Raw genomic sequence first — 12,617 nt, 5'->3', positions numbered from 1 at the left:
GTGGCTGCAACGGAACCGGCCGCCGGCGGCACCGACCGCGGGGTCCTGCTGGTTACCGGTGCCAGCCGCGGCATCGGGGCCGCCATTGCCCGGCGCGCCGCCCGTGCGGGTTACGCCGTGGTGGTGAACTACTCGGAGGACTCCGCCGGTGCGGAGCGGGTGGTCCAGGACATTCACGACGACGGCGGCACGGCACTGGCTGCACGCGCGGACATCAGCGTGCCCGCCGCCGTCGGCTCCCTTTTTGATGCCGCGGCGCGCCTGGGCGAGGTCACCGCCGTGGTCAACAACGCCGGGATTACCGGGAACCTGATCGGTAACCTGGTGGACATGCCGGCGGAAAACGTCAGCCGGGTGATGGACGTCAACGTCGGCGGCACCATCTTTATGTGCCAGGAGGCGGTGCGGCGGATGGGCACGCAGGCGGGTGGCCGCGGCGGGGCCATCATCAACATCTCCTCCACCGCCACCAAGGCCGGTTCACCCGGGACCTGGGCCCACTACGCTGCGTCCAAGGGCGCCGTGGATGTCCTGACCACAGGACTGGCCGCCGAGGTGGCACAGCATGGGATCCGGGTCAACGCCGTGGCCCCCGGCAGCACCAACACCGGGCTGCATGCCGCGGCAGGAATGCCGGACCGGGTGGCACGGCTGAACCCCACCATCCCGATGGGCAGGGGCGCCGAACCCGAAGAGGTGGCAGCCGCCGTCCTGTGGCTGCTTTCGGACGAGGCCGCCTACATCACCGGCGCCATCCTGCCCGTTTCCGGCGGCAGGTAACCGGCCGGGCCGGGGGGCCCAGGCAGCAGATGGACCGGTCCGGGGGTGCCGGCGGCGGCTGCGGCTTCCCCTCCGCGCCGCCACCGGCAAGCTAAAGGGCGCTTTTCTCCGGGCCCACGGGTGCCGTGGCCGGACCGGCCGCAGCGTCCTGGTCCGCTTCATGGCGGAGCAGGGAGATGGCTGTTTCGAAGTCCGCCAGGGACTCGAAGGCCTGGTAGACGCTGGCGAACCGGAGGTAGGCCACCTTGTCCAGCTTCTGCAGCGGGCCAAGAATCACCAGCCCCACCTCATGGGCGTCGATTTCCGCGGCTCCGGAGGCGCGGATCTGCTCCTCCACCTCCTGGGCCAGCAGCGCGAGGTCATCCTCGCTGACAGGCCTGCCCTGGCACGCCTTGCGGACGCCGTTAATGACCTTGCTGCGGCTGAACGGCTCACCGACGCCGGAGCGCTTGATCACGGACAGGCTGGTGGTTTCCACTGTGGTGAACCGGCGGCCGCAGCCAGGGCACTGGCGACGGCGGCGGATGGCCGAGCCGTCATCAGCCATGCGGCTGTCAACAACGCGGGAATCGGGATTGCGGCAGAACGGACAGTACAAGGTGTCCCCTTTCGCACGGTCCCGGTGACCGGGACGTCCCAACCGGCCCCCGGCGGAGGCGGCAGTACAGCACTGTTCAGTTTACGGCCACATCTGGGGTAATCACAATCCTGTAATTACTACATGTGGTGCCTAGCGCGCTGCGGGGAAGCGGGCGGTCACCGCGTCGCCGTGTGCCGGCAGGTCCTCTGCCCGGGAAAGGCTGACGATGTGGCCGCTGACCTCGGAGAGCGCCGCACGGCTGTAGTTGATCACCTGGATGGCCCGCAGGAAAGTGGTGACGTTCAAGCCGGAAGAGAAGGCTGCGGTGCCGCTGGTGGGCAGGACGTGGTTGGAGCCTGCGCAGTAGTCGCCCAGGCTGACCGGGCTGTAGTCCCCCACAAATATGGCTCCGGCGTTCCTGATCCGGGCTGCCACGGCTGCGGCGTCCCGGGTCATGATCTCCAGGTGCTCGGCGGCGTAGGCGTCGCAGGCGGCGATGCCCTGTTCCAGGCCGTCCACCAGCACCACCCCTGACTGCGGCCCGGACAGGGCTTCAGCCACCCTGGCGGCGTGCCGGGTGGCGGCAGCCTGCCGGTCCAGTTCAACACGCACCGCTGCGGCGAGTTCCCCGGAGTCCGTCACCAGAACTGACGCTGCCTGCGGATCGTGCTCGGCTTGGCTGATGAGGTCTGCGGCCACGAGGTGCGGCTGGGCGCTGGAGTCGGCGAGGATAGCGATCTCCGTGGTGCCGGCCTCCGAATCGATCCCCACCACTCCCTTGACCAGGCGCTTGGCCGTCGCCACAAAGATGTTGCCGGGGCCAGTCACCACATCCACGGGCTCCAGGGCGGGTCCGGCCGGGGCCGCCGGGATGCCGTAGGCGAAAGCGGCGATGGCCTGCGCGCCGCCGATGGCGTAAACCTCGGTAATCCCCAGCAGCGCGGCGGCGGCAAGGATGGTGGGGTGCGGCAGCCCGCCGAATTCCTTCTGCGGCGGCGACGCCAGGGCGATCGAGGCCACGCCCGCGGCTTGGGCGGGGACCACGTTCATGATCACGGAGGACGGGTAGACGGCCAGGCCACCGGGGACGTACAGGCCCACGCGTCCCACCGGGACCCAGTTCTGGCTGACCACGGCGCCGTCGCCCAGTTCAACGTCGATGTTCCGTGGACGCTGCCCGTCGGCAAAAATCCGGGCACGGCTGATCGATTCCTCCAGCGCGCTGCGCACCTCGGGATCCAGCCCGGCCAGGGCGGCGTCCAGCGCGTCCTGCGGGACCAGCGGGTGCTGCTGCTCCACGCCGTCGAACTTTGCCGCGAGGCTAGCCAGGGCGGCGAACCCGTCCGCCCTGACGGCGGCGATGATGCCGTGCACTTTTTCCTCGGCGTCGGCAACTGTCCGGCCCTTGGCCCGCGGCACGGCGGCGCGCAGTCCGGCCAGCGTCAGGTCCTGGCCGCGGAGGTCAACGGTGCGGAAGGCGACGGCGGAAGTGGCGGGGGCAGAAGGCTGGGAAGAAAGGCTCACCCGGCTATTTTACGGGGCCGGGGGCGTCCTGCCCGGACATCATCCCGGAGGCTGGCCTGCGGCCTGGAAACTGGATGATTTCGAGGACAAATACTGCGATGGCGGTGGCGGCCGGCCAGATCAGGATCACGGGCCAGGCGCGCAGCGAAAACGCCACACTGGCATTCAATGCCGGGTCGGCGGCAGGTCCCCACAGCGAGGCGGCGAGGAGGCCCGTCTGCCAGGCAAGGACTGCACCGCAGAACGACCCTGCCAGGCCCAGCACCAGGGCAGTCTGCGGGTCCGGCCGCTTGCTGCCGGCCAGGAAGGCCGCCACAAGGCAGCCGGCGAGGAGGAACAGGCCGGCGAGCGTCAGGTCCCGGGGCAGCCACGCCAGCGGGTTGGTGCCTGTGCCGAGGGCGGGGTCCCGGGTGATCAGGTTCAGCCCGGCCGGGGCCAGCAGCCACCAGAGGACGCCGGCAGGGATGCCTGCGGCAGCCGTCACCACGAGGGTGGCCCAGGATGGCCGTGCGCGCTGCCGGCGGGGAATAGTGCTCATGCAACAAACCTTAACAAATTACGGGGTGGTCCAGCGCCGGTCTTCCGGCTTCACAGGCGTTCGGCGCCCCGGCCACAGGGCCATACCCTTGAAGCCAAGCAACCTTTTATTTGTCAGGAGTTCCGGTGGATGAGACCAGTGCGTCGTTCGAGGCGACGTTCAAGCAGATGTTCCGCCGGCATGCAGCCGGCGTCGCCATCATCACAGTCAACTACCAGGACCGGCCCTACGGCTTCACTGCCACGTCAGTGGCGTCACTGTCTGCGCAGCCGCCGCGGTTTACGTTCAACATGGCCCGCAGCTCCAGCTCCTGGCCCGCCGTGGCCAACACCACCCACGTGGGCGTCCATATGCTGGGCCTGGAGAACCAGGACCTGGCTGACCGGTTCGCCAGGACCAGGAACCGTTTCGAAGGGGACCACTGGGAGGTGGGCCCGCACGGAGTGCCGGTCCTCAAGGACGTCGCCGGCTGGCTGATCGGGGAAGTCCAGATGCGGCTCTCGTTCGAGAACAACGCCGTGGTGGTGGTCCAGGTGGTGGACGGCCAGGTGGGCGGCGATGGCCTGCCCCTGCTGTACCACGACGGCGCCTACAGCCAGCCGGCACCCCTCGACTACGAGATCTGAGGGGCGGCCGGGGCGTAGCGGCGGGTCAGGCGTCCAGGCAGGCTGGCCCCAGGAGGACCTTCAGGTCACCGAACAGTGACGGGCTGGGGTTCACCCGGAGGTGGACCGGCAGGCCCATGATCTCGGTGCGGGTATCGCCCTGCAGGTGCAGCCGGACTTCCGAGTTGCCCCGGTGGGTCCGGAGCACGTCGCCGAGCTCGGTGACCACGGCTTCGGTGGCCTTGTGCGTGGCCATGGTGATCACCAGCGGCCCGTTGAGCCCCTCGCTGAGGTCCGGCACGGACAGCTCCATGCAGTTCAGGGCGATGGCGCCGTCGTCGCGCTTCTGCAGGCGGCCCTTGACCACCACAATCAGGTCCTCCGCCAGTACGGAGGCGATGGGCCCGTAGACCTGGCCGAAGAACATTACTTCCAGTGAACCGCCCAGGTCCTCCACTTCGGCCCGGGCGTACGCGTTGCCGCTGGCTTTGGCGATCCGGCGGCTCAGGGAGGTGATCATGCCGGCGATGGTGATGATGGCGCCGTCCTGGGGTCCGTCCTCGCCGAGGACGGTAGTGATGCTCATTTCGGCGTGCTGGCTCAGGAGCCCTTCGAGCCCCTGCAGGGGGTGGTCGGAGACGTAGAGGCCCAGCATGTCCCGCTCGAAAGACAGTTTGTCCTTCTTTTCCCATTCGGGCAGGTCCGGGATTTCGATGCTGAGCGACGCTTCCGAGTCGGAATCCTCGAAGCCGGCAAAGAGGTCGAACTGGCCGATCGCCTCATTGCGCTTGAGGGTGATCACCGAGTCGATGGCTTCCTCGTGGATCATGGCCAGCGCACGCCGGTGGTGCCCCAGGGAGTCGAAGGCCCCGGACTTGATCAGTGACTCGATGGTGCGCTTGTTGCAGACCACCGCGGGGACCTTCATCAGGTAGTCCTTGAAGGAGATGTATGCTCCCTCGCTTTCGCGGGCGGCCACCATGGCTTCGACCGCGTTGACGCCCACGTTCCGGATGGCGCCCATGCCGAAGCGGATGTCGGTGCCCACCGGAGTGAAGTTCAGGGCGGACTCGTTCACATCCGGCGGCAGCACGGTGATGCCCATACGGCGGCATTCGTTGAGGTAGATGGCGGACTTGTCCTTGTCGTCCCCCACGGAGGTCAGCAGCGCAGCCATGTACTCCGGCGCGTAGTGCGCCTTGAGGTACGCAGTCCAGTAGGAAATGACGCCGTAGGCCGCCGAGTGCGCCTTGTTGAAGGCGTAGTCGGAGAAGGGCAGCAGGATGTCCCAGAGGGTTTTCACGGCAGCCATGGAGTAGCCGTTGTCCTGCATGCCCTGGGAGAACCCGGCGAACTGCTTGTCCAGCTCGGATTTCTTCTTTTTGCCCATGGCGCGGCGAAGGATGTCGGCCTGGCCCAGGGAGTAGCCGGCCAGCTTCTGGGCCACGGCCATGACCTGCTCCTGGTACACAATCAGGCCGTACGTACCGCCCAGGATTTCCGCGAGCGGTTCCTTGAGCTCGGGGTGGATGGGGATGACTTCCTGGATGCCGTTCTTGCGCAGGGCATAGTCGGTGTGGGCGTTGGCGCCCATGGGGCCGGGACGGTACAGGGCAAGCACTGCCGAGATGTCTTCGAAGTTGTCAGGCTTCATGAGCTTCAGGAGGGAGCGCATGGGGCCGCCGTCGAGCTGGAACACCCCGAGGGTGTCGCCGCGGGCCAGGAGTTCGTAGGATTCGACGTCGTCCAGTTCCAGGGTCTCCAGGTCCAGGTCGATGTTCCGGTTCATCTTGATGTTTTCCAGGGCATCGGAAATGATCGTCAGGTTCCTCAGGCCGAGGAAGTCCATCTTGATCAGGCCCAGGCCCTCGGACGTCGGATAGTCGAACTGCGTGATGACCTGGCCGTCCTGGAAGCGGCGCATGACGGGGATCACGTCGATGATGGGGTCCGAGGACATGATCACGCCGGCGGCGTGCACGCCCCACTGGCGTTTCAGGCCTTCGATGCCCAGGGCCGTTTCGAAGACCTTGGCGGCTTCGGGGTCAGTGGCGATCAGCTGCCGGAAGTCGCCGGCCTCGCTGTAGCGCTTTGAGTCCTTGTTCTGGATATCGGCCAGGGGGATGTCCTTGGCCATCACGGCGGGCGGCAGCGCCTTGGTCAGCGTTTCGCCCATGCTGAACGGGTAGCCCAGCACGCGGGAGGAGTCCTTGAGCGCCTGCTTGGTTTTGATGGTGCCGTAGGTGACGATCATGGCCACGCGCTCATCGCCGTATTTGCGGGTGACGTAGTCGATGACTTCGGAGCGGCGCCGGTCATCGAAGTCGACGTCGAAGTCGGGCATGGAGACGCGGTCGGGGTTCAGGAACCGTTCGAAGATCAGGCCGTGGTGCAGCGGATCGAGGTCGGTGATGCGCATGGCGTAGGCAACCATGGAACCAGCGCCGGAACCACGGCCGGGACCCACGCGGATACCGTTGTTTTTGGCCCAGTTGATGAAGTCGGCCACCACCAGGAAGTAGCCCGGGAAGCCCATGGACGTGATGACTTCGAGTTCGTAGTCTGCCTGCTTGCGGACCTTGTCCGGGATGCCCTGCGGGTAGCGGTAGCGCAGTCCGGTATCCACTTCCTTGACCAGCCAGGAGGTTTCGTCCTCACCCTCCGGGCAGGGGAACCGGGGCATGTAGTTGGCGCCGGTGTTGAACGAAACTTCGCAGCGTTCGGCGATCAGGAGGGTGTTGTCGCAGGCTTCCGGGTGGTCGCGGAACAGTTCCCGCATTTCCCGCGGCGACTTGAGGTAATAGCCGCTGCCGGAGAACGCGAAGCGGGAGCCGCCGTTGTCGTACGTGGGTTCCAGGAGCGTGGAGCCGGACTGGATGGCGAGCAGCGCCTCGTGCGCCTTCGCGTCGTGCTCGTGGGTGTAGTGCAGGTCGTTGGTAGCCACCAGGGGCAGGTTAAGGTCCTTGGCCAGGCGCAGCAGGTCGCCGGTGACCCGCCGCTCGATATCCAGGCCGTGGTCCATCAGTTCGCAGAAGTAGTTTTCCGCACCGAAGATATCCCGGAATTCGGCGGCCGCCTCCAGGGCCTCGCGGTACTGGCCGAGCCGAAGGCGGGTCTGGACTTCTCCGGAGGGGCAGCCTGTGGTGGCGATGAGGCCTTCGGAGTAGGTGTTCAGCAGTTCGCGGTCCAGCCGGGGCCACTTGCCGAATACCGAGTCGAGGGAGGCGATGGAGGAGGCTCGGAACAGGTTGCGCATGCCGACGTTGTTGTAGCTCAGCAGCGTCATGTGGGTGTAGGAGCCACCGCCGGAGACGTCGTCCTTGCGCTGGTTTTCCTCGCCCCAGCGGACGCGGCTCTTGTCGCCGCGGGCCGTGCCGGGGGTGACGTAGGCTTCCACCCCGATGATGGGTTTGATGCCCTTATCCGTGGCTTTCCGCCAGAAATCAAAGGCCCCGAAGAGGTACCCGTGGTCCGTGGTGGCCAGCGCCGGCATGCCCAGCCGGTCGGTTTCATCGAACAGTTCACCCAGCCGGGCCGCCCCATCCAGCATGGAGTATTCGGTGTGGGTGTGCAGGTGGACGAACGAATCATTGCTGGAAGTCACCGCACCATTCTACGCACTGGCGCGCGTGGGGATGGCTAGGCCTGGCCCGAGCCGAGCACTTCCAGTGCGTGGGAAAGGTCCTGCGGGTACTCGCTGGACACCAGCACAGGTTCACCGGTGACGGGATGCTCGAAGCCCAGCTGACGGGCGTGCAGCCACTGCCGCGTGAGCCCCAGGGTGGCCGCGAGCCGCGGGTCCGCTCCGTAGGTCAGGTCGCCGACGCAGGGGTGGCGGAGGGCGGAGAAATGCACTCGGATCTGGTGGGTGCGTCCCGTTTCGAGGTGCACCTCCACCAGCGATGCTTTTCCGAAGGCCTCCAGGACTTCATAGTGCGTGACGGAGGGGCGGCCGTCCTCGATGACGGCGAAGCGCCAGTCGTGGCCGGGATGCCGGCCGATGGGCGCGTCGATGGTGCCTTCGAGCGGGTCAGGCAGTCCCTGGACCACCGCGTGGTAGACCTTCTCCACGGTGCGCTCCTTGAAAGCCCGCTTCAGGGCCGTGTAGGCGCGCTCGGACTTGGCCACCACCATCACGCCCGACGTGCCGACGTCGAGCCGGTGGACGATGCCGGCGCGTTCCGGTGCCCCGGACGTGGAAATGCGGTAACCAGCCCCGGCGAGGCCGCCCACCACCGTGGGGCCCACCCAGCCCGGTGACGGGTGCGCGGCAACCCCCACGGGCTTGTCGACGACGACGAAATCTTCGTCGTCGAGCAGGATCAACAGGTCTTCCACAACTTCCTCCACGACTTCCAGCGGGTCGCGCCGGTCCGGAATGGTGACCAGGAGTTCGTCTCCGGCCACGAGTTTTGCCGACTTGCCCAGCACCTTGCCGCCGGCAACAACGTTGCCTTCGGCCAGGAGGGTGGCCGCCATCGAACGGGAGATGCCCAGCAGGGCGGCCAGGCCGGCGTCGGCCCGTGTTCCGCCGAATTCTCCGGCAACAATGATGCGCTCAGGCATCACCGGACTCCTTCGCCGTGTCGGGGCTGGTTTTGGCCGCAGCGTGCAGTCGGGCACCGTCCATGCCAATGCCGCGGAGCGTCAGGATGCAGATGATCGCCACCGCGGAGACCACTGCGGAGTCGGCGATGTTGAAGATGGCGAAGTTGGGTAGCTGGATGAAGTCCACCACATGGCCCATTCCGAAGGAAGGTTCCCGGAACAGCCGGTCTGTCAGGTTTCCCAGTGCGCCGCCGAGCAGCAGCCCCAGGGCAAGCGCCCACCAGCGGGAGCCGATTTTGCGGATCTGGAACAGGATGGCGACCACCACGGCCGCCATGATGATGGAAAAGATCCAGGTTACGTTCTCGCCGATCGAGAAAGCGGCGCCGGAGTTCCTGATGAAGTACCAGTGCAGGACCGGCGGCAGGACGGGGATCCGTTCGCCCTCCACCATGGTGGATACCACCCAGATCTTCGTCAGTTGGTCAAAGACGTAGGCGAAGACTGCGAACCCGGCAAACAGGGACAGCAGCACGGCGCGGCGGGGGCGCTGCGAAGGCGGGACAGGGCGTGCAGCGGCAGCGGCAGGTTCGTCAGTCATGGTGCTTTCATTCGTGATACCGGTATTAATGCCAAAAGCCGGTGGCCGAGGAATCCTCAGCCACCGGCTTTCAGAATACGTGCTGGGTGGATCAGTTGGCTTCGCTGACTTCCGGTGCAGCGACGGAGCCGCGTGCGTCGAGGTCGCGGAGCTGGCCCTCGATGTAAGCCTTGAGGCGTGAACGGTAGTCGCGTTCGAAGCCGCGCAGCTGCTCGACCTTGCGCTCCAGGACGGACCGCTGCTGTTCCAGGGCGCCGAGGATCTTGCGTGACTTTTCCTGGGCGTCGTTGACGAGGCTGGAGGCTTCGATCTGCGCTTCGGCGATGATCTTGTCCTTCTGGGCCTGGCCGTCGGAGACGTGGCGGTCGTGCATCTGCTGGGCCATGGCCAACAGGCCGGCAGCGGATTCCGCTGACGGGGTGTTGGCCGGGGCTGCTGCTGCCGGTGCCGGTGCGGCCTGTACTGCCGGGGCGGGAGCGGCCGGAGCGGCTTCCTTCTTCTTGGCAGCTTCGGCGGCCTTGGCTGCCTCGGCCTTCTCGTTGGCGTCGTCCTTGTCGGCCTTGACCGGTGCGGGGACCTTCTCCACCACAGGTGCTGCGGCGGTGGCGGCCGGGACGCTGGTGCCGGAATCGGCGAGCTTCTTGCGGAGCTCGTCGTTTTCCTGGTTCAGGCGTCGGAGTTCGACGACGATTTCGTCCAGGAAGTCATCAACTTCGTCCTGGTCGTAGCCCTCGCGGAACTTGGTGGGCTGAAAGCGTTTGTTGACAACGTCTTCTGGCGTCAAAGCCATCTGGTCACCTCACTGGTCTGGTTAGTCAGTAGGCCTTCCGGCCGTCAAAACTACGGTACCTAAATTTGGTCTGCTACCTGTAATTCAACACTGAAGTGTCAAATACGGGTTTTCTTCACTTCACCCTAGCCGTTCCCGGGGCGGGCCCAGCGTATTTGACAGGGTTTCGCGGGTATTCAGGCGAGGCTGCGGGTGATTCCCATCGCAATGCTCACGGCGATGAACAGAATCAGGAACCCCAGGTCCAGCGAAATGCCGCCGAGCCGCAGGGGCGGGATCAGCCGGCGGAGCACCTTCAGGGGCGGGTCGGTGATCGAGTAGACAGTGTGCGCCGCCACCAGGGCGGCCCCGCGGGGCCGCCATTCCCGGGCAAACATCTGCACCCAGTCAAAGACCAGGCGGATGATCAGGGCGACAAAAAAGAGCAGGAGGGCGAGATAGACAAGTCCGAAAACAATTCCCATGACTTAACTCATATCTCCATGTCAGTTGTGATTACCGCGGCGTTGTGCCGGTTCTTCTGGTCTATTTCAGCACAGATGCCAGGCAGGTGTCCCTGCCTGGCATCCGGTGCGGCCTTGCCGGTCAGCTCTGGTTGAAGAAACTGGCCTGGGTGTCGCTGGCTTTTTTGTCATCGCCGATGACTTCAACGTACGACGGCGAGAGCAGGAAGACCTTGTTGGTGACCCGTTCGATGCTGCCGCGGAGTCCGAAGACCAAGCCGGCGGAGAAATCGACCAGGCGCTTGGCGTCTGCCTCGCCCATGTCGGTGACGTTCATGATCACCGGAATGCCGTCCCGGAAGCTCTCACCGATGAGTTTGGCATCGTTGTAGGAGCGCGGGTGGATGGTGGTGATCTGCCGGAGCCCGGTAATTTCCTCGCGGCTGGACGCCGCACGCTTGATGGGTGTCACAGGGGCGCGGTATTCCTCTTCGGGGCTGTAGGACGCTTCCCGGCTGACTTCGCGGACCGGTGCGGGCGCACGGCGTTCCTCGCGGTCTGCTTCCATGGGTTCGTCCTCATCCTTACGTGTGGTCTGGTGCTCGGACTCGTAATGCTCATCGCCATCGGCGAGCCCAAGATAGATCATTGTCTTGCGCAGAGCGCCGGCCATGGTCGACTCCTATTTCGTATGTCCCGGATGCGGGCCGCCCAATGGTTTGACAGCACTGGAGTCCCCGCCGATCACTTCCAACAGGATCGACGCTACCCCACCGCGGGACGTGTTCCGAGAATATCGGAGCCGATCCGCAGGTGTGTCGCCCCGAAGCGGATGGCCGCCTCGAGGTCCTGGCTCATGCCCGCTGAAATGCCCGTGGCGCCGGGGTGCTGCGCCACCAGCCGGGCGGACACGCCGGCAAGTTTTTCGAAGGCCGATTCCGGCTGGCCACCCAGCGGGGCAACCGCCATCACGCCTGCCAACCGGAGGCCTTCCGCTGCCGCTATCCGGTGGGCCAGTTCCGGAACGTCGGCCGGGTCCGCTCCGCCGCGGTGCGCGCCGGCGTCCTCCTCCAGGCTGACCTGGATGAAACAGTCCAGGTCCGGGCGGGGCGCACCATCCTGCGCGGCCGTATTCTGAGCAGTGGCCATGGCCTTTGCCAGGGCATCCACCAGCTGGACCCGGTCCACGGAGTGCACGGCGGCTGCGTAACGGGCCACGGATTTGGCTTTTTTGCTCTGGACCTGTCCCACAAAGTGCCAGGTGAGGCCACAGTCCGCCAGTTCGGCGGCTTTGGCGGCCGCCTCCTGGTCCCTGTTTTCGCCAACGTCCCGGACCCCAAGGGCTGCCAGCCGGCGGACGTCCGCGGCCGGGTGGAATTTGGTCACCACAATCAGGCGGGGCGGCCGGTCCTGCCGGCCTGCGTCGGCGGCAGCACGCGTTATCCGGGCCTGGACGGCTGCCAGCCGGTCCGCCAGTTCAAGGGAACGGGGGTCGGCCCCGTGGGGTGCGGATTCAGTCATGGCTCCACACCACCCCGGCGAACCGTCCGGTCTTTTGGTTGCGCCGGTATGAGTAGAGGGATTCCGTCTCCAGGGTGCAGGGGCCGGTGTAATCCACCGGAACGCCGGCAGCTTCAAGCTGGCTGCGCGCTCCGGCCGGAAGGTCAAGGGCCGGGGTTCCCCAGGAGGTGGTGCCCGCGGTGGCGGGGACTGCGGCGGCCACCTCATCGCGGAGCCCGGCCGGCACCTCGTAGCAGTGTCCGCAGATTGAAGGGCCCAGCCAGGCACGGATGCCGGTGGCGCCCAGGGACCGCATGCTGTCCACGGCTTTTGGCAGGACACCGTTGGCGATTCCAGGCCGGCCGGCGTGGACGGCGGCAAGGACCGGACCGGCCGGCGAGGTTCCGGCCAGGAGCACGGGAATGCAGTCCGCCACCATCACGGCCAGCGGCACCCCGAGCGAGACCATGGCATCGGCGTCGGGGGCCGGGCCGCCGGCGGCCATCACGGCCACGGTGGAACCGTGGACCTGGTTCATGAACAACAGGTCCTGCGGCGCCACGCCCATGGATTGCTCCAGGTGGGCGCGGCGGCCGCGGACTTCGTCGGGGTGGTCCCCCACATGCAAAGCCAGGTTCCCGGCGCGGACATCCGTGAATGCGGCGGAAACACCGGGCAGGATGTCTGCACGCCAGAGGAACAAGCCGG

13 protein-coding genes are annotated in these 12,617 nt (G+C 66.4%); 2 read left to right on the top strand and 11 right to left on the bottom strand.

All coding sequences use genetic code 11. From position 1 onward, the window contains the following. Complete coding sequence (locus ACRB8A_RS07550; RefSeq protein WP_157370967.1) at positions 1-780, top strand: SDR family oxidoreductase; 780 nt, start codon at positions 1-3, stop codon at positions 778-780. 91 nt (positions 781-871) lie between these two features. On the opposite strand, the gene nrdR is transcribed toward ACRB8A_RS07550, so the two are convergent. From nrdR to ACRB8A_RS07535, 3 genes are all read right to left on the bottom strand, one after another. Next, a complete protein-coding gene (gene nrdR / locus ACRB8A_RS07545; RefSeq protein ID WP_050684164.1) occupies positions 872-1,378 on the bottom strand; it encodes a transcriptional regulator NrdR in 507 nt (168 codons plus the stop codon). Between the two features lie 132 nt (positions 1,379-1,510). Next, positions 1,511-2,884 (bottom strand): histidinol dehydrogenase, encoded by a 1,374-nt coding sequence (hisD, locus tag ACRB8A_RS07540; RefSeq protein WP_056598797.1) that lies wholly within the window; start codon positions 2,882-2,884, stop codon positions 1,511-1,513. A gap of 4 nt (positions 2,885-2,888) precedes the next feature. Further along, the gene (locus ACRB8A_RS07535) at positions 2,889-3,422 is read right to left on the bottom strand and encodes a hypothetical protein (protein WP_050684162.1); all 534 of its coding nucleotides are present in this window, start codon (positions 3,420-3,422) and stop codon (positions 2,889-2,891) included. A gap of 167 nt (positions 3,423-3,589) precedes the next feature. On the opposite strand from ACRB8A_RS07535, the gene ACRB8A_RS07530 reads away from it, so the two are divergent. Then, on the top strand, positions 3,590-4,048 hold the full coding sequence (locus ACRB8A_RS07530; RefSeq protein WP_197273508.1) for a flavin reductase family protein: 459 nt from the start codon (positions 3,590-3,592) through the stop codon (positions 4,046-4,048). Positions 4,049-4,073: 25 nt separating this feature from the next. On the opposite strand, the gene dnaE is transcribed toward ACRB8A_RS07530, so the two are convergent. The 8 genes from dnaE to ACRB8A_RS07490 form a co-directional block, all read right to left on the bottom strand. Continuing rightward, a complete protein-coding gene (gene dnaE, locus ACRB8A_RS07525) occupies positions 4,074-7,631 on the bottom strand; it encodes a DNA polymerase III subunit alpha (RefSeq protein WP_050684160.1) in 3,558 nt (1,185 codons plus the stop codon). 35 nt (positions 7,632-7,666) lie between these two features. Next, positions 7,667-8,593: an RluA family pseudouridine synthase gene (locus ACRB8A_RS07520; protein WP_056598794.1), complete on the bottom strand. Its 927-nt coding sequence runs from the start codon at positions 8,591-8,593 to the stop codon at positions 7,667-7,669. Next, positions 8,586-9,176 (bottom strand): signal peptidase II, encoded by a 591-nt coding sequence (gene lspA / locus ACRB8A_RS07515; protein ID WP_050684158.1) that lies wholly within the window; start codon positions 9,174-9,176, stop codon positions 8,586-8,588. Before lspA ends, ACRB8A_RS07520 begins: the two co-directional genes overlap by 8 nt. 91 nt (positions 9,177-9,267) lie before the next feature. Beyond that, positions 9,268-9,966 carry a DivIVA domain-containing protein gene (locus ACRB8A_RS07510; protein WP_056598790.1) on the bottom strand — a complete coding sequence of 233 codons (699 nt, stop codon included), beginning with the start codon at positions 9,964-9,966 and terminating at the stop codon, positions 9,268-9,270. 176 nt (positions 9,967-10,142) lie between these two features. Then, entirely contained in the window at positions 10,143-10,430 is a 288-nt protein-coding gene (locus tag ACRB8A_RS07505; protein ID WP_056598786.1) for a YggT family protein, read from the bottom strand. Between the two features lie 121 nt (positions 10,431-10,551). Continuing rightward, entirely contained in the window at positions 10,552-11,082 is a 531-nt protein-coding gene (locus ACRB8A_RS07500; RefSeq protein ID WP_050684155.1) for a cell division protein SepF, read from the bottom strand. 92 nt (positions 11,083-11,174) lie between these two features. After that, positions 11,175-11,930 (bottom strand): YggS family pyridoxal phosphate-dependent enzyme, encoded by a 756-nt coding sequence (locus ACRB8A_RS07495; protein WP_056598783.1) that lies wholly within the window; start codon positions 11,928-11,930, stop codon positions 11,175-11,177. After that, a complete protein-coding gene (locus ACRB8A_RS07490; protein WP_056598780.1) occupies positions 11,923-12,612 on the bottom strand; it encodes a polyphenol oxidase family protein in 690 nt (229 codons plus the stop codon). The genes ACRB8A_RS07495 and ACRB8A_RS07490 overlap by 8 nt, the downstream gene beginning before the upstream one ends. Between the last annotated feature and the right edge of the window lie 5 nt (positions 12,613-12,617).

The sequence above is a fragment of the Arthrobacter sp. G.S.26 genome, assembly GCF_050847375.1.
Lineage (GTDB): Bacteria > Actinomycetota > Actinomycetes > Actinomycetales > Micrococcaceae > Arthrobacter.
The sequence above is the reverse complement of the archived record's forward strand: the minus strand, read 5'-3'. Positions and strand labels throughout refer to the sequence as shown.